The sequence below is a fragment of the Actinoplanes sp. CA-142083 genome (assembly GCF_050942195.1).
In the GTDB taxonomy this organism is placed as follows: Bacteria; Actinomycetota; Actinomycetes; order Mycobacteriales; family Micromonosporaceae; genus Actinoplanes.
In genome coordinates this window covers 1596424-1614558 of record NZ_CP192076.1, presented here as the reverse complement: position 1 = coordinate 1614558, position 18135 = coordinate 1596424, and the positions used below count along the sequence as shown (strand labels likewise).

Annotated in this window: 18 protein-coding genes; 4 read left to right on the top strand and 14 right to left on the bottom strand. The window is 71.4% G+C overall.

The window, feature by feature from the left end:
• Positions 1–38: 38 nt before the first annotated feature.
• The 4 genes from ACQPZX_RS07715 to ACQPZX_RS07700 all read right to left on the bottom strand — a co-directional run bounded on the left by ACQPZX_RS07715 (position 39) and on the right by ACQPZX_RS07700 (position 4049).
• Positions 39–314, bottom strand: a complete 276-nt coding sequence (locus ACQPZX_RS07715; protein ID WP_378976057.1) for a GlsB/YeaQ/YmgE family stress response membrane protein — start codon at positions 312–314, stop codon at positions 39–41.
• Between the two features lie 81 nt (positions 315–395).
• Entirely contained in the window at positions 396–2276 is a 1881-nt protein-coding gene (gene lepA / locus ACQPZX_RS07710; RefSeq protein WP_433376368.1) for a translation elongation factor 4, read from the bottom strand.
• A 266-nt stretch (positions 2277–2542) separates the two neighbouring features.
• Positions 2543–3250, bottom strand: a complete 708-nt coding sequence (locus ACQPZX_RS07705) for an MOSC domain-containing protein (protein WP_433376365.1) — start codon at positions 3248–3250, stop codon at positions 2543–2545.
• A 265-nt stretch (positions 3251–3515) separates the two neighbouring features.
• Complete coding sequence (locus ACQPZX_RS07700; protein WP_433376362.1) at positions 3516–4049, bottom strand: DUF4240 domain-containing protein; 534 nt, start codon at positions 4047–4049, stop codon at positions 3516–3518.
• On the opposite strand from ACQPZX_RS07700, the gene ACQPZX_RS07695 reads away from it, so the two are divergent.
• Entirely contained in the window at positions 3945–5072 is a 1128-nt protein-coding gene (locus tag ACQPZX_RS07695; protein ID WP_433376359.1) for a phosphotransferase family protein, read from the top strand. The two genes, ACQPZX_RS07700 and ACQPZX_RS07695, sit on opposite strands and share 105 nt — an antisense overlap.
• Positions 5073–5254: 182 nt before the next feature.
• On the top strand, positions 5255–5521 hold the full coding sequence (gene rpsT / locus ACQPZX_RS07690; protein WP_020512628.1) for a 30S ribosomal protein S20: 267 nt from the start codon (positions 5255–5257) through the stop codon (positions 5519–5521).
• Positions 5522–5816: 295 nt separating this feature from the next.
• On the opposite strand, the gene ACQPZX_RS07685 is transcribed toward rpsT, so the two are convergent.
• The 4 genes from ACQPZX_RS07685 to ACQPZX_RS07670 all read right to left on the bottom strand — a co-directional run bounded on the left by ACQPZX_RS07685 (position 5817) and on the right by ACQPZX_RS07670 (position 10664).
• The gene (locus ACQPZX_RS07685) at positions 5817–6284 is read right to left on the bottom strand and encodes a hypothetical protein (protein ID WP_433376356.1); all 468 of its coding nucleotides are present in this window, start codon (positions 6282–6284) and stop codon (positions 5817–5819) included.
• Positions 6281–7264 carry a DNA polymerase III subunit delta gene (gene holA / locus ACQPZX_RS07680; protein WP_433385078.1) on the bottom strand — a complete coding sequence of 328 codons (984 nt, stop codon included), beginning with the start codon at positions 7262–7264 and terminating at the stop codon, positions 6281–6283. Before holA ends, ACQPZX_RS07685 begins: the two co-directional genes overlap by 4 nt.
• A gap of 215 nt (positions 7265–7479) precedes the next feature.
• Entirely contained in the window at positions 7480–9804 is a 2325-nt protein-coding gene (locus tag ACQPZX_RS07675; RefSeq protein WP_433376353.1) for a ComEC/Rec2 family competence protein, read from the bottom strand.
• Entirely contained in the window at positions 9801–10664 is an 864-nt protein-coding gene (locus tag ACQPZX_RS07670) for a helix-hairpin-helix domain-containing protein (RefSeq protein WP_433385075.1), read from the bottom strand. Before ACQPZX_RS07670 ends, ACQPZX_RS07675 begins: the two co-directional genes overlap by 4 nt.
• A 463-nt stretch (positions 10665–11127) precedes the next feature.
• Between ACQPZX_RS07670 and ACQPZX_RS07665 the strand changes: the two genes are divergently transcribed.
• A complete protein-coding gene (locus ACQPZX_RS07665; protein WP_433376350.1) occupies positions 11128–11934 on the top strand; it encodes a putative protein N(5)-glutamine methyltransferase in 807 nt (268 codons plus the stop codon).
• A 20-nt stretch (positions 11935–11954) separates the two neighbouring features.
• Entirely contained in the window at positions 11955–13040 is a 1086-nt protein-coding gene (locus ACQPZX_RS07660; protein ID WP_433376347.1) for a hypothetical protein, read from the top strand.
• A 448-nt stretch (positions 13041–13488) separates the two neighbouring features.
• Here the strand turns inward: ACQPZX_RS07660 and ACQPZX_RS07655 are convergent, their stop codons facing one another.
• The 6 genes from ACQPZX_RS07655 to ACQPZX_RS07630 all read right to left on the bottom strand — a co-directional run bounded on the left by ACQPZX_RS07655 (position 13489) and on the right by ACQPZX_RS07630 (position 18076).
• A complete protein-coding gene (locus tag ACQPZX_RS07655) occupies positions 13489–14337 on the bottom strand; it encodes a DegV family protein (protein ID WP_433376344.1) in 849 nt (282 codons plus the stop codon).
• 57 nt (positions 14338–14394) lie between these two features.
• The gene (locus ACQPZX_RS07650; RefSeq protein WP_433376341.1) at positions 14395–14727 is read right to left on the bottom strand and encodes a hypothetical protein; all 333 of its coding nucleotides are present in this window, start codon (positions 14725–14727) and stop codon (positions 14395–14397) included.
• Positions 14728–14854: 127 nt separating this feature from the next.
• A complete protein-coding gene (locus tag ACQPZX_RS07645; RefSeq protein ID WP_433376338.1) occupies positions 14855–15484 on the bottom strand; it encodes a histidine phosphatase family protein in 630 nt (209 codons plus the stop codon).
• On the bottom strand, positions 15481–15870 hold the full coding sequence (gene rsfS / locus ACQPZX_RS07640; RefSeq protein WP_433376335.1) for a ribosome silencing factor: 390 nt from the start codon (positions 15868–15870) through the stop codon (positions 15481–15483). Before rsfS ends, ACQPZX_RS07645 begins: the two co-directional genes overlap by 4 nt.
• A gap of 39 nt (positions 15871–15909) precedes the next feature.
• Positions 15910–16512: a nicotinate-nucleotide adenylyltransferase gene (gene nadD / locus ACQPZX_RS07635; protein WP_433376332.1), complete on the bottom strand. Its 603-nt coding sequence runs from the start codon at positions 16510–16512 to the stop codon at positions 15910–15912.
• A 58-nt stretch (positions 16513–16570) separates the two neighbouring features.
• Positions 16571–18076 (bottom strand): ATP-binding protein, encoded by a 1506-nt coding sequence (locus tag ACQPZX_RS07630; RefSeq protein WP_433376329.1) that lies wholly within the window; start codon positions 18074–18076, stop codon positions 16571–16573.
• Positions 18077–18135 lie beyond the last annotated feature (59 nt).

Here is an 18135-nt window from a genome sequence, read left to right as displayed (position 1 = left end):
CGGACCTGAACCAGGTCCGGCGCTTGGTGCAGCTTCCCTTATCGGGTGAGGCGGCGGCGCGAGCCGACACCCGCCACCAGGGCAACGCCGATCGCGGCGAGCACGACCTGGAACAGGAACTCGATCCAGTCGAAGCCCTTGGTGTCCGCGACGCCGAAGGCACGAGCGATGACCGTACCGAGCAGCGCGGCGACGATACCGACCACCATGGTCAGCCAGATGGGGATGTTCTGCTTGCCCGGTACGACCAGGCGGCCCAGCGCGCCGATGACAAGACCGACGATAAGCGCCGTGATGATGCCGGTGACAGTCATGAGGTTTCCTCCTCGGGGGTGGAGCATCCGTTGCGTCCGTCGAGCCCCACAGTTCCCGAGCACCGGAGAAACCAAACCGCCCTATTTCTTGTTTGCTCCCTTGGTGTCCGAAGCGTCAGACGTCGACAGCGCGGCGATGAAGGCCTCCTGCGGCACTTCCACGCGCCCGACCATCTTCATCCGCTTCTTGCCCTCTTTCTGCTTCTCGAGGAGCTTTCGCTTCCGGGTGATGTCGCCGCCGTAGCACTTGGCGAGAACGTCCTTGCGGATCGCGCGGATCGTCTCCCGCGCGATGATCCGGCTGCCGATGGCAGCCTGGATCGGCACCTCGAACTGCTGCCGGGGAATCAGCTTCTGCAGCTTGGCGGCGATATTGACGCCGTACGCGTACGCCTTGTCCTTGTGCACGATGGCGCTGAAGGCGTCGACCGGCTCGCCGTGCAGCAGAATGTCCACTTTGACCAGGTCAGCGACCTGCTCGCCGGACGGTTCGTAGTCGAGCGACGCGTACCCCTTGGTCTTGCTCTTCAATTGGTCGAAGAAGTCGAAGATGATCTCGGCGAGGGGCAGCGTGTAGCGAAGCTCGACCCGCTCGCTGGAGAGGTATTCCATGCCGAGCAGGCTGCCGCGGCGGCTCTGGCAGAGCTCCATGACCGCGCCGACGTAGTCGTTGGGCACCAGCACGGTGGCCCGCACGACCGGCTCGTGAATCTCCGCGATCTTGCCGGCGGGGAACTCGCTGGGGTTGGTGACGACGAATTCCTGCGCGTCCTCGGTGTAGACGCGGTAGACCACGTTCGGCGCCGTGGAGATCAGGTCGAGGCCGAACTCGCGCTCGAGCCGCTCGCCGATGATCTCGAGATGGAGCAGGCCGAGGAAGCCGCAGCGGAAGCCGAAGCCGAGCGCCGCGGACGTCTCGGGCTCGTAGACCAGCGCGGCGTCGTTGAGCTTGAGCTTGTCGAGGGCGTCGCGCAGGGCCGGGTAGTCGGAGCCGTCGATCGGGTAGAGGCCGGAGTAGACCATCGGCTTCGGGTCCTTGTACCCGCCCAGCGGCTCGGAGGCCGGCCGGTTGTTGCCGGTGACGGTGTCGCCGACCCGGGACTGGCGCACGTCCTTCACGCCGGTGATCAGGTAGCCCACCTCGCCGACGCCGAGCGCGCCGGCCTTCTCCATCTCGGGCGAGACGACACCGATCTCGAGCAGCTCGTGCACCGCGCCGGTGGACATCATCTTGATCCGGTCGCGCGCCTCGATCCGCCCGTCGATGACCCGGACGTACGTGACGACGCCGCGGTACACGTCGTACACCGAGTCGAAGATCATCGCCCGGGCCGGGGCAGCGGCGTCCCCGACCGGCGGCGTGAACTGCCGGACGATCTCATCGAGCAGGTGGTCGACCCCGACGCCGGTCTTCCCGGAGACGCGCAGCACCTCCGACGGGTCGACGCCGATCAGGCCGGCGAGCTCCTCGGCGTACTTCTCGGGCTGCGCGGCCGGCAGGTCGATCTTGTTGAGCACCGGGATGATGTGGAGGTCGTTCTCCATCGCCAGGTACAGGTTGGCGAGCGTCTGCGCCTCGATCCCCTGCGCCGCGTCGACGAGCAGGACCGCCCCTTCACAGGCGGCGAGGCTCCGAGACACCTCGTACGTGAAGTCGACGTGCCCCGGGGTGTCGATCATGTTGAGCACCGCGGACTCGCCCTGCCGGTCGCCTTCGCGCACCACCCAGGGCATGCGAACGGCCTGCGACTTGATGGTGATGCCGCGTTCCCGCTCGATGTCCATGCGGTCGAGATACTGCGCCCGCATCTGCCGCGGGTCGACCACCCCGGTGATCTGCAGCATCCGGTCGGCCAGCGTCGACTTGCCGTGGTCGATGTGCGCGATGATGCAGAAGTTGCGGATGCGACTCGGGTCGGTAGCCCCGATCACATTCACACCGGGGTCGAGCGGTCCAGGCACGATCGTCCGTTCTTCTCAGTCTTGCAAAGCTGGGATGGCGCCCCGCACAAGCCCGGCGCCGGCCGCCGACACAAGGGCCGGCGCGTTCTATCGTCCCACGCCCGCGCGGGGGACCCCGCTCACACCCGCTCAAGCACCGCCCCACCCAGCGGCACCCGCCATTTCAAACCGCGCCCCGCCCAAGCGGCACCCGCAGTTTCAGACGCCGGCCCGCCAAGCGGCACCCGCAGTTCAGACGCTGGTCCGCCCAAGCGGCACGCGTCGTTTCAGATCCGCTCGAGCGGCGCATGCGGCAGCGGCGGCAACTCAGCCGTGACAGCGTCCCCGGGCCGGATCGCACCACTACGCAGCACCACCGCCATGACACCGGCCTTGTAGACCACGTCGCCCTCCGCACCCCGGCCGACCACTTCCTTGAGCAGCCCCTGCCGGAAGACGTTGATCTGCGCACAGGGATTACGCAGCCCCGCCACCACGACGGCAGGCCGAGGATCGTCCCCCCGATCCCGCGCCGCGGCCGCCGCGACAGCCACCGCCGAAGCCGCGGTAGCCGCGTCAAGCTCCGCCGCGGCCGCCACCTCCAGCACCGCCTTAACCGCCTGCGTAGCCCCCGGGCCATCCGCGCGCACCCCGACGGCTACGGACGGCCCGAAGCGCAGGATCGTGCCGACCGGCAGCGCGAGCAGGTCGATGCCGCTGGTGGTCACGTTCTCGCCCAGGTTGCCCGCCGCGACCGCGAACCCCTTGGCCCCCACCTCGGCGAACAGCTCCTGCTGAATCAGGTGCACCTGCCGGAAGTTCGGCTGCGTCGGATCGTTGCGCACCCGACCCCGGTGCTTGACGTGCACTCCGGCATGCACGTCACCTTTCACTCCGACCCCGGCGATCAGGACGATCTCGTCCCGGACCGGCTTCGTGAACGCATAGGTGTCGTTACAACTGACCGCCGCGACAGTCCCCTCGTCAGCCTCCATGACCCCGAGTGTCCCGGAGCGACCTCTCACCCTCGACCGGGTTTCCCGCTCCCTGGTCCCCGCCGCCTCTCCCCCAGCGGACACCAAGCCGCGCCACCCCCGCGAGACCCGAGCCGCGCCAGACCCGAGCCGCGCGAGACCCGACCGCGAGAGACCCGAGCCGCGCCAGACCCGACCGCGAGAGACCCGAGCCGCGTCACTCCGACCGCGCGAGACCCGAGAGACCCGACCGCGCGAGACCCGAGCCGCGTCACCCCGACCGGCGTCAGTCCGGTGGCTCGAGGAAAAGCGCCGACAAGCGCGGCAGCCTCTTCTGCATCTCCTCCTCGTTGTCGAAATCCCACAACTCGGCCGCGTCGGGCCTGGTCACCGGCCTCTCCCCGGCCGGCAACTCGGACCCGGTGGCCTGCCGATAAGCCTCGGCCGCGATGGACAGCACCTCTTCCGCCTCGAAGACCGCGCCGGTCTCCACCGCGCCGCGCACAGCCGGCACGTCGGCCAGCGAATCGGGTGACTGCACCGACCGCGCGACCGCCTCGCGGCCGTGCGCGATCAGCCAGCCCCGGAAATTGTCGAAGCCCTCGTCGGAACACCCGCCGTTGATCAGGTAGGCCGCCGCCCACAGGTCCTGCGTGCCGGAGGCGACCATGACCTTGTCGAGGTGGCGGGCCCAGGCGACGATCTCCTCCGGGTCATGGGTGGCCAGATCGGCGGCGGCGCGCTTGGCCACCTCGCCGGGGGAGGCGGGCCGATCGGCGGTCGCCCGGCCGATGACCACCCAGAAGTCGTCGGTTCTCATGGCGAGGATCCTGCCAGTCGGGTACGACAAAAATCGGGACGGCAGGATGGTCGGGTGCGGCCGATTTCCTTGCCTGATGTCGCGTACGGCGCCACCGCCGTACGCCCTGATTGGTCTGACCTGCCGGAAAGCCTGCGGCAATCCATCTCGGCGCGTCTCGGCGCGCCGATCGCCTCGGCGCAGAGCGCCGGCGGCGGCTTCACCCGCGCCTTCGCCGCGATTATCACGACATCGGCTGGGCTGAGGGCATTTGTCAAGGCCGCGCCACTTCAAGATCCAACATCCCATTGGTACGCCCGGGAGGCGGCGCTCACGTCCGCACTGCCGCAAGCCGTCCCCGCCGCGCGACCGCTCTGGACGATGGCAGATTCAGACTATTTCGTCCTATGTCTGGAAGCGATCGACGGGCACGTCCCGTCACTTCCGTGGTCACCGGGAGAGCTGGAGTCCGCGCTGACCGCCTGGTCGACCGCGGCCGAGGCGCTACGCGAGCCCACCCCGGAACTCCTGGCCGCCGGCCTGCCCGCGCTCCCGGAGATCCTGCGCGGCGAGATGTCCTGGTGGTCCGAGATCGAGAGCGGCCGCGAGCCCCTGCCCCGAACCGCCCGGCACACGATCGCGCCGGCCCGGATCCGCGAGCTGGCCGCGCTGGAGCGTGCCCTGCCGGCGCTCGCGTCCGGCGCCGCGATGACGCACGGCGACCTCCGGATCGACAACGTCCTGATCGACCGCGACGGCCGGGCCTGGCTGTGCGACTGGACGTGGCCGTGCCTCGGCGCGCCCTGGTTCGACACGGTGACGCTTCTGGTGAGCGCCTTCGCCAGCGGCCAGGACACCGACGCCCTCCTCGGCCCCTGGGACGCCCCGGACGAGGGCGTGGACGGGGCGCTGGCGGCCCTGGCGGGATACTGGCTGATCCGCGCGGACGGCGGCCCGAGCAGCGCGTCGCCGCACAGCCGGCAGCATCAGCGGTTCAGCGGGGAGCAGGCGCTGGCGTGGCTGGCCGAGCGCCGCGGCTGGTAGGCGACGGCCGTTTTGGCGGGTCGTGGCGGTGCTGGTAGTCTGGTTCATCGCGTGTGGTGACGCGCCGCTGTTGGCTGCTCCAGCAGACAGCCGCTCCGGTGGCTGGCTGTTTGTGACAGCCGGCCTCGGTGACCACCGCGCTTGAGACCAGTTTCCGAACCTAGTCAGGACAAGGCTGTCGCGTGGCGAACATCAAGTCCCAGATCAAGCGCAACCGGCAGAACGAAAAGGCCCGGCTGCGCAACAAGTCGGTCAAGTCGTCGCTGAAGACGGTGATCCGCAAGCTCAATGAGGCGAGCGAGGCGGGCAACGTCGAGACGGCTACCGTTCTGCTGCGTGACGCCTCGCGTCAGCTCGACAAGGCTGTCAGCAAGGGCGTCATCCACAAGAACCAGGCGGCGAACCGTAAGTCGGCCATCGCCAAGCGGGTCGCCTCGCTGTCTGCCTGATCCGTCAGGCCGATCCCTCACCGGATCGCCGGCGCGGCAGCACGGAAGCCGCCGCGCCGTAGCTCGCTAGACGCGAGCCGGTCATCGACGACCACACCCGGGCACCGCCGGACTTCCGAGTCCGAGGCGGTGCCCGCGTCGTTTCCGTGCGAGGGCACCGCGGCCAGCAGACCGCCTCGGCGACGCAACTCAGGCCGTGGCCGTCCTGATCGCTACGTGACGCTTCGTTGTCATGGCGGCTATCTCAGCCGGTGACGGACCGCAGCAAGGCACCGCCTACAGGCCGACGGGCTGCTTACTCGTAGCGGCGGGTGGCGGACTGCCGGACGCGCCACTGCTGAGCCTCGACCTGCTCCGCCCACGGGCGCATGACCGGGGCGCCACGCTCCCGGTTGATGACGCCGGGCAGCCGGGTCGTTGCCTCCTCGGCGATGCGGACCGCCGGGTCGCCCCCGGCCCCGCCGCCAAGCCCGCCCGCGGTGGCGGGCCGCAGGACCTCGGCCCGGGCCGCGGCCGGACCGGCAGGGATCGCCGGCTGCGTGAGCGCGCCGGCGATGACGTCGTTGAGCTTGACCATCAGCGCGACCAGGATCGGCAGCACCAGCACGCCCCACCAGCTGACCAGCTCGGCCAGGGCGAGCAGAGCGCCCAGTGCGACGCTGCCCTCCAGAAAGACGAAGCAGAGGAAGCCGCTCGGCGCGACGTGACGCAGCCGGAGCAGTCGTGCATACATCGGCAGGTGCGCCTCGGTGCGCCGGCTCATCGGGCCCCGCCCCCGCGACGGGCCGCGGCCACCGCGAAGACCGCCTGCTCGAGGGCGTACCCGCGATCCTCGGCGCCGCCCTTGACGGCGGCGTTGCAGTCGGCGGCGGCGCGCATGGCGTCGACAAGGCCCTCGGGGGTCCAGCCGCGGCTGCGCTCCTGGGCCCGCTGGATCTTCCACGCGGGCATGCCGAGGCTGCTGGCCAGCTGGTACGGGTTGCCCCGCCCGGCGGCGGCGACCTTCGCCACCGTACGGACGCCGTCGGCGATCGCGTCGGCGATCGGCACCGGATCGACGCCGACGTGCAGCGCCCAGCGCAGCGCCTCGAGCGCGGCCGGCACGTCGCCGATCATCGCCGCGTCGGCGACCGTGAAGCCGCTCACCTCCGCGCGGCCCTTGTAGTACCGCGCCACGACGGCCTCGGTGATCTTGCCGTCGGTGTCGGCGAGCAGCTGCGAGCAGGCCGCCGCGATCTCGCGCAGGTCGTTGCCCACCGATGCGAGCAGCGCGGACGCGGACGCCTCGTCGCAGCGCCCGCCGTGGCGGCGGAACTCGTCGCGCACGAACGCGATGCGCTCGCGATCGCCCTTGAGCTTGGCCGCGGCCACCACGGTGGCGCCGGCCGAGCGCAGGCCGTCGGCGAGCGCCTTGCCCTTGGCCCCGCCGAGGTGCGCGACGATCAGCGTCACCTCGGGGTCGGGACTCTTCGCATACGCCAGGAGAGCGGCGATCAGATCCTTGCGCGCGTCCTGTCCACTGCGGATCACCAGCACCCGGCGGCCGCCGAACAGCGAAGGGCTCAGCATCTCGGCGACCTCGCCCGCGCTGATCGCACCACCCTCGTACTCCCGGACGTCGGCCCCGGGGTCGGCGGCCCGAGCCGCATCGACCGCGGCCGTGATCGCGCGCGCGGCGAGCAACTCCTCGTCGCCGAGAACGAGCAACAGCGGATCGGGGGGCGCGGTGTTCACGCCCAATATCGTCGCACGGGGGTCTGACGTTTCCGCGAGCCTCACTCCTACGCGCAGAACGCCGATCACGGAAAGCGAAAGCAGACATATCGGCGGTCTGACATGCGACGACACCCGTAAAGTCGCTCGATCAGGCTGGATGTCTGCATCGCCGCACCCGGCCCGAACAACCATCATCGACCCGAACTAATACCAACTGAACGGCCTAACTCGGGCGTGTCGGTTCACCTGTCCGGCGGCGCGCCGCGAGCCACCACCGCCAGTCCACGGCCGGTGGCGACGGCGGCCAGATCCCCCGACTGATCGGTGCGCAGCACCCGCGCTCCCCCGCGAGCCAGCCGCGCGAGCAGCGAAGCGTTCGGATGCCCGTAGTCGTTGTCCTTCCCCACCGACACGAGCGCCACGGCCGGGTCGATCGCGTCGAGGAACTCCGCCGACTGGTAACTCGAGCCGTGATGAGCGACCTTCAACACGTCCGCGTGCAGCGCCGGCCCGCCCAGATGCCGCAGCAGTTCGTCCTGCTCCTCGCTCTCCGCGTCACCTGGCAGCAGCACCGTCTCGCCGTCCACCTCGGCCCGCAGCACCAGCGAGTTGTTGTTCGGATCGGAGTTGGTGCCGTGCAGCGGCTCGTAGGGCCCGATCACCGCCAGCCGCAGCCCGCCCAACGCGTACGCCCAGCCTGGCCCCACCGCGTGCAGCGAGCGCCGACCGGCCACGGCGGCGACGGAAGCCCGGCCCGCGGGCGGATCGGGCCAGTCCGGACCGACGACGGCCAGCACATCCCGGCCCCGGAACACGCCCTCCACCCCGCCGATGTGGTCGACGTGGAAGTGGCTGACTACGAAGAGCACGACCTGCCGGACGCCGAGCCGCCGCAGGCAGTGGTCGACCGGGTCGGGCTCCGGACCGGCGTCGACCACGACCGCCCGCGCCGGTCCGGCCGGCAGGACGATCGCGTCCCCCTGCCCGACCGCGCAGGCCACCATCACCCAGTTCGCCGGCGGCCAGCCGGACGCGAGCAGCCGCACCGGCAGCGCGCCGAGCATCCCGGCCAGCGCGGCGACCAGGACGAGCCGCCGCACCACCACCCGGCGGGCGGCGACCAGCAGCGCCACCGTGATCGCGGCGAGCAGGAGCGCTCCCCACACCCCGTCCGGCCACGGCAGCGCGCCGGCGGGCACCCGGGCGCCGTACGTCGCCACCACCACGAGCCACTTCGCCGGCCAATGGGCCAGCCACGCCACGAACTCGGCCCCGGCCGGCCACACCGGCGACAGCACGGCCGACGCGACCCCGAGCAGGGTGGCCGGGGCGATCGCCGGGACGACCACGAGGTTGGCCGGGATCGCGACGATGCTCACGGCGCCGGACAGCCCGGCGACGACCGGGCCGCACGCCACCTGGGCGGCCGCGGGGACGGCCAGCGCCTCGGCCGCGCCCGGCGGCCATCCTTTCCGCCGCAGCGCGTCCCGCCACGGCGGGGCCAGCAGGAGCAGGCCCGCGGTGGCCAGCACCGAAAGCGCGAACCCCGGGTCGGCCGCCAGCTCCGGGTCGTACAGGATGAGGACCGCAACCGCCGCGGAAAGAGCAGGCAGAGCCGCTCTCGGCCGGCCGGAGGCCAGGCCGATCAACCCGATCCCGCCCATCGCGGCCGCCCGCACCACGCTCGGCGACGGCCGCGCCAGGATCACGAAGCCGACCAGCACGATCGCGCAAACCACGGCTCGCGTCACCGGCCCGGCGCGGGTCCACCGCATCGCGAACAGCACCACGCCCAGCAGAATCGCCACATTGGCGCCCGAAACAGCCATCAAATGTGTCATTCCGGTCGTCCGGAAGTCGTCGCTCAGCGCCGGATCCAACCGGCTCGTGTCCCCCACGACCAGCCCCGGCAGCAGGCCACCCGCGTCGTCGGGCAGCGGCTCGCACGCCCGCTGCAGCCCCGCCCGCAGCACCCCCGCGGCCCGCTGAGCCCACGACGGACGCCCGATCAGCTCGGGCGCCTCCTTGACCGAGACCACGGCCGCTCGCAGGTCGCCGCCGCGCGGTGCCATCAGCTTGCCGCGGGTGATGACGTGCTGCCCGGGCAGCAGTCCGCGCCACCCGGGATCGCCGGCGAGCACCAGCGCCCGAGCCGACAGGGTCAGCGGCGGCGTGTCCTCGGCGCCCACCTTGCGCAGGTCAACGGCGACAAGGTAGGTCGGAGGCAGGCCCGGCGATCCGGTCAGGGCACGTGGGTCGTCGCGGATGACTGCCTCCACGCGTACGGGATCACCCGCGCGCACCAGCGCGACCAGCGGCCCGGACTCGCGGGTCGTGACCCGCGCCCCCGTCATGCCGGCGCCGCAACCCGCGCCGATCAGGGTCGCCACCGCGATCCAGAGGACCGGGCTCCGTTTGGCGAACACCAATCCCACGGCCGCGCCACCCAGGGCCACCGCGCCCACCAGCAGGCCGGAGCGGGCCGAGAGGTACAGCGCCGCGAGCGACGACAGCCAGGCCGCCGCCGCGAACCCGGCCAGCCGCAGGTCAGGCGCCCTGGCATTCACACCGTCACCAGGTCTTTCAGCTGCTCGTAACGGGCGTCGCCGATCCCGTCGACCTTGCGGAGGTCGCCGACCGCCTTGAAGCCGCCCTGCGCGTCGCGGGCGTCGAGGATCCGCTGCGCCAGGACCGGCCCGACGCCGGGCAGGCTGTCGAGGTCGGCGAGCGTCGCGGTGTTCAGGTTGATCGGGCCGGCCGGCGCGGCGGCGCCGGTGGCCGCGGGACCGGGCCCGGTCGGCAGGGCCACGCCCGGCGACGGGGTGACGCCGACCATGATGAGCTCGCCATCCACCACCTTCCTCGCCAGGTTGAGCATCGCCACGTCGACGCCGGGCTCGGCGCCACCGGCCGCGTTCAGCGCGTCCGCCACGCGGGCGCCGGGCGGCAAGCGCACCAGGCCCGGCTTGCGCACCTTGCCGCCGACCGCGACCACAATCTCGGCCGCGGCCGGACTCGCCGCGCCCGGCGCCGACGGCTTGGTCACCGCGTCGGTGACCTCGAAGGAAGGCGGCGCGACCGGATCGACCCGCGGCCGGGACCGCCATGCCAGCAGGCCCGCGATCAGGAGAACCCCGGCGGCGACCGCAGCGAGCGCCTTGACGCCCCGGCGGCCGGGATCGAACGCGCCGAGACCGAAGCGCCGGCCGCCGTCGGGTTGGCCGCCACCGAAAGCGCCCGCACTGCTCAAAGCGGGTTCCGGCTCCCCGGCATACCTGTCCACCGGCGCCGGCCACGAGGACGCCGGCGGATCCGGCCACGGGATGTCGTCGTGCGGATCCTCGGGCAGCACCCACGAGGGTGGCGCCAGCGACTTGGCGGCCGACGGCGCGGCCGGGGCGGGCGGCGAACAGAACGGCTCGGGCATGTGATCTCCGGGAGGGGACGGAGGCGGATCATCGGAGTCGTCTTTCGGCGGGGCCGGGTCCTCGGCGAGCGAGCCGGGCGGCGACGCCCAGGCCGTCCCCGGTGGATAGCCGCCGGTCGTATCGGGTCCCGGCGTGGGCGGCGGAGCGGCCTCGGCCGGTGGCAGCGGACCAAGATCGACGTCGTCCGGCCACGAGGTGACCACGTCCGTCCAGTCCAGCGGCTCACCGACCTCCGCGAGCTCGGCGAGCGCCGTCGTGTACCGGGACGGCGCCGCCGGGCCGCCATGGAGGACACGGCGAGGGGCCGCGGCGGCCTGGCTCTCCAGGACCGACCGCAGTCTTGCCGCTACGACGTTGTCCTCACGCACGCCCGGCACGGTAGGGATTTCGCGTGATCTCTGCCGGAGGCCCTGTGGACAACCTCGAACTGTGGATAACTCCCACGAGCGGAGCTTCTGTGCTATGGACTGGCATGTGAAAACGGGGATTCCGGCGCCCGCCGTCGGCGAGGCGATCATTCGGCTCCGGGCCGCGGGCTGCGTGTTCGCCGAGGACGAGGCGGCGGTGCTGGCCGGCGCGGCCGTCGACGAGGCCGCGCTGACGGCGATGGTCGAGCGGCGTGCGCTGGGCGAGCCACTCGAGCAAGTCGTCGGCTTCGCCGACTTCTGCGGGGTCCGGGTCCGGCTCCGTCCGGGCGTTTTTGTTCCTCGCGTACGGAGTGAGCTCCTGGTTCGGATCGCGGCAGATACCGCCGAGCCGGGTTCGGTCGTGGTCGATCTCTGCTGCGGCTCGGGTGCCCTGGGCCTGGCCGTGCGAGCGTCGCGACCCGGAGTCGAACTGCACGCGGCGGATATCGATCCGGTCGCGGTCGCCTGTGCCCGGGACAATCTGGACCGGAACGTCTACCAGGGCGACCTCTTCGACGCCCTGCCCGGCGACCTGCGCGGCCGGATCGCGGTGCTGCTGGCCAACGTGCCCTACGTCGCGACCCGCCACATCCCGCTGCTGCCGTCCGAGGCTCGCGATCACGAGCCGCATACCGCGCTGGACGGCGGCGGCGACGGCCTCGACGTCTTCCGCGCCGTGATCGCGAGAGCCGGCGAGTGGCTCGCACCCGGTGGCATCGTGCTCTCGGAGATCACCGAGGCCCAGGTTCCGGCGGCCGTCGCGGCGGTACGGGCGGCCGGGCTCGACGCTGACCTGCACTTCGACGAAGATCTCGAGGCGCGGGTCATCCGCGGGCGGAAAAGTGTCGGTGCCGTGCGCTAAGGTCGGCGGCCTCAAGGGAGATGGGGCGTCGGGTGGGCCTGCTGGAGAGGATTGCCCGAGCGCGGCTCGGCGGGCAGGTCATCCGCCGGTTGCGCCGAGCAGGGTTCACCGACGCACGGTATGACGCACGCGGTTTCCGGGTCCGCTTCACCGCGGACGGCGACGAGACGCCGACGATCCTGGAGCTTGCCCCGCTGCTCGCGGCGCGGGGCCGGCGACGGAGAGGACAGGTGGATCGGTTCGTCGCCGGCCTGGTGACAACGCCCCGGCTGCCGCTGGACTGGGCAGAAGCCCGGCCGCTGCTGCGCCCCGTGATGCGCGGTGGCACGCCGGGATCGCCGTTGAGGCGCCCGGTCCTGCCGTTCCTGTACGAGTACGTGGTGGTCGATCTGCCGGACACCATGACCTACGTCGGGCCGGACCAGCCGGCCGGTTGGGGGGTGAGCGCGGAGGAGGTCTTCGCGGCGGCCCGGGCAAACCTGTCCGGGGCGGTGCTGCAGGGCGTCGCGAGCGAGCCGGTCGTGGTCCGGTTCGTGGATGACGGGGACGCGTACTGGACGTCGCACCTGCTGCTGGAGCACTGGCTCGAGCGGATGGAGGGGCAGGTCGGCGGGGTGCCGGTGGCGTTCGCGCCGGAACGCGGCACGCTCCTGGTCACGGCGGACGGGAGCGAGCACCTGCGAGGGCTCCTCACCCAGGCGGAAGAGATCTATGCGGCCTCCTCGCGGCCGATCACACCCATGGCGTACGGGTACGACGAGTACGGCTGCACGGTGCCCTACCAGGCGCCGCCCGGCCATCCCCTGCACCAGGCGGTCCGGCGTGCCGAACGGGTGCTCGCCGTCCACGAGTACACCCGCCAGGCCACCCACCCACCGGAGGAGCCGGCCGCGCCGATGGCCGAGCTGCGGCTCGTGGGCTCGGACGAGCAGGGCTGGAGCACGCGCGCGACCTGGGAGCACGACGAGCCGGTGCTGCTTCCCAAGGCCGACGAGGTGCAGCTCGGCGACCAGGTGTGCGCCTGGCACGAGGTGCTCCCGCACCTGAGGGTGGCCGACGGCTACGAGCCAACCCGCTGGTCCGCCACCGGCTGGCCGACCAGCTAACCCGCCACGCGGCCAACGCGGCCGCAGGCAACGCCCGCCGTGGCGGGCACCGCCCGACGGGCAGCGCTCAAGCGCGGGCACAAGCTCAAGCGCGGGGCAGCGCGCATGGGCGCGAGCCGCGGGCGGCGCGCTGAGGCGCGGGCGCGGGCGCGCGGGCGTGGGCCGCGGGCGTAGGCGCGCTGAAGCGCAGGCGCGCGGGCGCGGGCTTAGGCGCGCTGAGGCGCAGGCGCGCGGGCGCGGACGCAGGCGCGCTGAAGCGCGGGCGCGGGCTTAGGCGCGCTGAGGCGCACGCGCGCGGGCGCGAACGCAGGCGCGCTGAAGCGCAGGCGCGCGGGCGCGGACGCAGGCGCGCGGGCGCGGACGCAGGCGCGCGGGCGCAGGCGCGCGGGCGCAGGCGCGCGGGCGCGGGTGTGGGTGTGGGTGCAGGCGACGTGCGGGTGTGGGACGGTCAGGGGCGGCGGTGGACGACGACGCCGGCGAGGCCTGGGCCTACGTGGGCGGCTACTACCGCGCCGATCTCGGTGATGTAGCAGTCTCGCAGGCGGTCCGACAGGCGCATGGAGACCGCGTCGGCCAGGGCTGCCGCGCGCTCGGGGGCCTCCAAGTGGTGGACCGCGATGTCGACCTCGCCGTCGCCGGAGGCTTCTACCGCCAGGTCGACCAGTTTGGCCAAGGCGCGGCCGGCGGTGCGGACCTTGTCGCGCACCACTATCGCGCCGTCGACGACGTGGAGGATGGGCTTCACCGAAAGGGCCGTGCCCAGCAGGGCCGACGCGGCGCCGATCCGGCCTCCGCGGCGCAGGAACTCCAGCGTGTCCACGTAGAACAGGGTGCTCACCCGCGCGGCGTGGTCGGCTGCCGCCGCGCGTACGGAATCCAGGTCTTGACCTTGGGTTGCCGCCGTCGCGGCGGCCAGGGCGGCGAAACCCAGGCCCATCCCGGTGGTTTCGCTGTCGACCACCCGGACCCGGTCGCCCACCTCGGTAGCGGCCAGGCACGCGGCCTCATACGTCCCGGAGAGCTTGGCCGACAGGTGGACCGAGACGATGCCGTCGGCGCCGGCCTTCAGGAGGCGGTGGTAGGCGTCGGCGAACTGGGACGGGGCGGGGCGCGACGTGCTGACGGCGGAACGGCGGGCGCGCAGGGCGTTCGCCACCTCGGCCGGCTGGATCTGCAGGCCTTCCAAGCCCTCGGCGCCGTTGATCACCACCGTGAGGGGGACGACGGTCAGGTCATACGAGCCGCTCAACTCGGCGGGCAAGTACGCGGTGGAGTCGGTGACGACCGCGACGGGCATGCGAGGCACGTTAACCGATCGGAGCCCGCGTAACCCCATAGGCGCCGAACGAAACGATCAGGCGGGGCGAACCGCGGACACGATGAAGGGAATTCCCTGCTGGCAGGTGGACATCATCTTGGGCTCGGAACGGCCGGTCACGGTGACCTTCTTGCCCACGGGCGTCTCGGCCCGCAGCGACTTGTCGTCGAAGAGCAGCAGATGAGACCCGGCGCCGTCCTTGATCAGGAGGCAGTTGGGCTCGACACCCGCCTCGACCGTCCCGGTGACCGTCTCAGCGCCGCTGGCGGTGGAGGGCGAAGCGGACGCGGAAGGCGAAGTGGAGACGGAAGGCGAAGTGGAGACGGAAGGCGCGGCAGAGGCGGACGGCGAAGGGGACGCAGAGGACAAGGAGGCCGAAGGAGTGTCAGAAGACCCATTGCGAGCACAACCGGCCAGGCACAGAACGAGCGTCACGAGGATGGCAGCACGACGGGTCCGCATGGTTGTTGGACGCTACCGGATCACCGCGAGTTCCTCAGACCGGCGGTGGAACCGGGCGGTCGGTGAATGCCCCCACGTTGTACGCCGCGACCTGCCACCCCCGCTCGCGGTCATGGGTGAGCTCGACCCAGTGACAGTTCTGCAGGGCGCGCAACGTGCGCAACTGCTCCAGCGGCCACCCCAGCAGGTGCCCTATCCCCTGCCGGGCCGCCGCGCCGTGCGTCGCCACCACGACCGTGCCGCCGGGCGGCGCCAGCTCGGCCGCCGCATGCAGCGCCTCGGACACGCGTTTACCCAGGTCGGCCAGGGACTCGACCTCGCCGCCGACCTCCTGCCCGTGTTTCCACCGGTCGTACTGGTCGGGGTGAAGCTCGGCGACCTCGGTCATGGTGAGGCCCTGCCAGTTGCCGAAGTACCGCTCGCGGAGGCGCTTGTCGAAGCTGATCGACAGGCCGGTGAGGGCGGCCAGCGCGGAGGCGGTGTCGGCGGCGCGGTGCAGGTCGCTGGCGACGATCGCGTCGGGCCGCATCTTGATCAGCAGCTCGGCGGCGTCGACGGCCTGTTGCCGGCCGACCGCGTTCAGCGGCACGTCGGTCTGACCCTGGACGCGATGACTCGCGTTCCAGTCGGTGTTGCCGTGCCGCCAAACGATCAGGCGGCTCACGATGCGTCGGCGTCGGCCAGGTCGCGGTCGACGAACGGAATCGTCGGGCAGTCCTTCCACAGCTTGTCGAGGGCGTAGAACTCCCGCTCCTCGGTGTGCTGGATGTGCACGACGATGTCGACGTAGTCGAGCAGCACCCACCGGCCCTGGCGCTCGCCCTCGCGGCGCACGGGTTTTGCCTTTTCCGGAAGGTTGACCAGGGCTTCCTCGACAGCGTCGACGATCGCGATGACCTGCCGCTCGTTGGACGCGGAGGCGATCACGAAGGCGTCGGTGATGTAGAGCTGCTCGGCGACGTCGATGACGACAATGTCCTGCGCCTTCTTGTCGGCGGCGGCCTGCGCGGCCGTCATCGCCAGTTCAAGCGCGCGTTCCGTGACGGGCAAGAGCGTCCCCTCGTTCGGTGTCCTGGAGATACAAGCGTCTCACACCCGTGTGACATTTCCCGAGCCCCGATAGAGGCCCCGCTTGTTGATGTACTGCACAACACCGTCGGGAACCAGGTACCACACCGGCTGGCCCTCGGCCACGCGCGCCCGGCAGGCGGACGAGGAGATCGCCATGGCCGGCACCTCGACGAGCGTGACCGAGTCCTCCGGGAGGTGGTCGTCGGAGAGCTCGAAACCGGGCCGGGTGACGCCCACGAAATGCGCCATCCGGAACATCTCGAGCGCGTCCTTCCAGCTCAGGATGCGGGCGAGCGCGTCGGCGCCGGTGATGAAGTACAGCTGGGTGTCGGCCCCGAAGACCGCCCGCATGTCGCGCAAGGTGTCGACGGTGTAGGTGGGGCCGTCGCGGTCGATGTCGGCGCGGCTGACGTGGAAGCGCGGGTTCGAGGCCGTCGCGATCACGGTCATCAGGTAGCGGTCCTCCGCCGGGGAGACACGGCCTTTCTCGTACGGCTGACCGGTGGGCACGAAGACGACCTCGTCCAGGTCGAAGCGGGCCTGCACCTCACTGGCGGCGACCAGGTGCCCATGGTGGATCGGGTCGAAAGTTCCACCCATGATCCCGATCCGGCGACGCATCAGGAAAGAATAGGCTTAATTCCGATCAAGGGCGGCGGGCGGGGCGGTTGGATGGAGATCAATCATCAAGGCGATCGCGTACGGCGGCTAGCAGGTCATCCGCGGTGAAGGGCTTCTCCAGCAGTGCCACCCCGGGGTCGAGGGTGCCCTGTGAGTGCAGCACCGGCTGGGCGTAGCCGGACATGTAGAGCACCCGGGTCGCCGGGCGCACACCGGTCAGGCGCTCGGCCAGCTCCTTGCCGAGCATCCCCGGCATGATCACGTCGCTGAGCAGCAGATCGATCGGCCCGTCGTGCCCCTCGGCGAGCTCCAGCGCCGCCGTCCCGCACGAGGCGGCCAGCACCCGATAGCCGGCGCCGGAGAGGATCCGCCCGGCCACTTCCCGCAACGCCACTTCGTCTTCAACAACGAGCAGCGTCTCGCCGCTCCCTCGCGCGGGCGATTTATCCAAAACAGGCGACAAATCGGATTTGTCAGAAGAAGCCGGCAGAAGCACCGTGACGGTGGTCCCCAGCCCCACCGACGAGGCGAGACTGACTTCCCCACCAGCCTGGGTCACGATCCCGTAGACGGTCGCCAGTCCGAGCCCAGATCCCCCTCCGCTACCTTTTGTCGTAAAAAATGGTTCAAAGGCGCGTTCCATGACGTCCACCGGCATACCCTGCCCGGAATCGCTGACCCGGAGCCGCACCTGATCACCGTGCCGCGAAGTGTCAATCACCAGGTCGCCGCCACCGGGCATGGCATCCCGGGCGTTGACCGCCAGGCACACGAGAAGCTGCTCGATCTGCCCCGGATCGCACACCACCGCCGGGAGCCCCGGCGAGGCGCGCACCAGCAGACTGATGTGCTCCCCCAGCGACCGCCGCAGCATCTCCTCCACCGACGAGATCACCGCGTTGAGGTCCAGCACCTGCGGCCGCACCACCTCCCGCCGCGCGAAGGCCAGCAGCTGATGCGTCAGATCGGTCCCCCGCTGCCCCGCCCGCACCACCTGCCCCGCGTCCGCCGCGATCGCCTTCAGATCCGGCGAGGGCGACTCCGCCTCCTCGATGACGAAGTTCGCGTAGTTCACGATCACGCCGAGCATGTTGTTGAAGTCGTGCGCTATCCCGCCCGCGAGCTGACCCAGGCTCTCCAGCCTCTGGCTGCGGTGCACGTTCGCCTCGGCCCGCAGCCGCGCCTTCTCCTGCTCGGCCCGCGCCCGCTCGCTGAGGTCCCGGATCACGCAGACGGCGAGCCGGCCCTGCGGCGTGTCGACGATCGAGACCGACGACTCGACCGGGATCTCCTTGCCGTCCCGCCGCCGGATCGTCGTCGTCACCGCGCCCACCGGCCCCGCCCGGCCCTCGTCGAGCCGCTTGCGCCGCTCGGAAGGCATCATCCGGGCGTCGTCGGTGACCAGGGCCTCGATGTGCGTGCCGAGCAGCTCGTCGCGCCGCCACCCGTACAGCTCCTCGGCCCGGTCGTTGACCAGCACGATCCGGCCGTCGCCTTCCATCACCAGGATGGCGTCGGGGGCGGCCTGCAGCAGGCCGCCGGCGAGCTCCTCCGACCACTCCACGCGCACCCACCCCCTTCGGGGAGGGTAGCTGCTAGAAGCGTTTAGCAAAGTTCGGATCG

What these genes read in the sequence shown, in the direction of transcription:
- ACQPZX_RS07665 (WP_433376350.1), top strand. Translation starts at nt 11,128, where the DNA reads ATGGACTGGCATGTGAAAACGGGGATTCCGGCGCCCGCCGTCGGCGAG.
- ACQPZX_RS07695 (WP_433376359.1), top strand. Translation starts at nt 3,945, where the DNA reads ATGGGTGGCCAGATCGGCGGCGGCGCGCTTGGCCACCTCGCCGGGGGA.
- ACQPZX_RS07670 (WP_433385075.1), bottom strand. Translation starts at nt 10,664, where the DNA reads ATGCCCGAGCCGTTCTGTTCGCCGCCCGCCCCGGCCGCGCCGTCGGCC.
- ACQPZX_RS07715 (WP_378976057.1), bottom strand. Translation starts at nt 314, where the DNA reads ATGACTGTCACCGGCATCATCACGGCGCTTATCGTCGGTCTTGTCATC.
- ACQPZX_RS07705 (WP_433376365.1), bottom strand. Translation starts at nt 3,250, where the DNA reads ATGGAGGCTGACGAGGGGACTGTCGCGGCGGTCAGTTGTAACGACACC.
- ACQPZX_RS07655 (WP_433376344.1), bottom strand. Translation starts at nt 14,337, where the DNA reads ATGCCCGTCGCGGTCGTCACCGACTCCACCGCGTACTTGCCCGCCGAG.
- nadD (WP_433376332.1), bottom strand. Translation starts at nt 16,512, where the DNA reads ATGCGTCGCCGGATCGGGATCATGGGTGGAACTTTCGACCCGATCCAC.
- ACQPZX_RS07700 (WP_433376362.1), bottom strand. Translation starts at nt 4,049, where the DNA reads ATGAGAACCGACGACTTCTGGGTGGTCATCGGCCGGGCGACCGCCGAT.
- ACQPZX_RS07660 (WP_433376347.1), top strand. Translation starts at nt 11,955, where the DNA reads ATGGGGCGTCGGGTGGGCCTGCTGGAGAGGATTGCCCGAGCGCGGCTC.
- ACQPZX_RS07685 (WP_433376356.1), bottom strand. Translation starts at nt 6,284, where the DNA reads ATGAGCCGGCGCACCGAGGCGCACCTGCCGATGTATGCACGACTGCTC.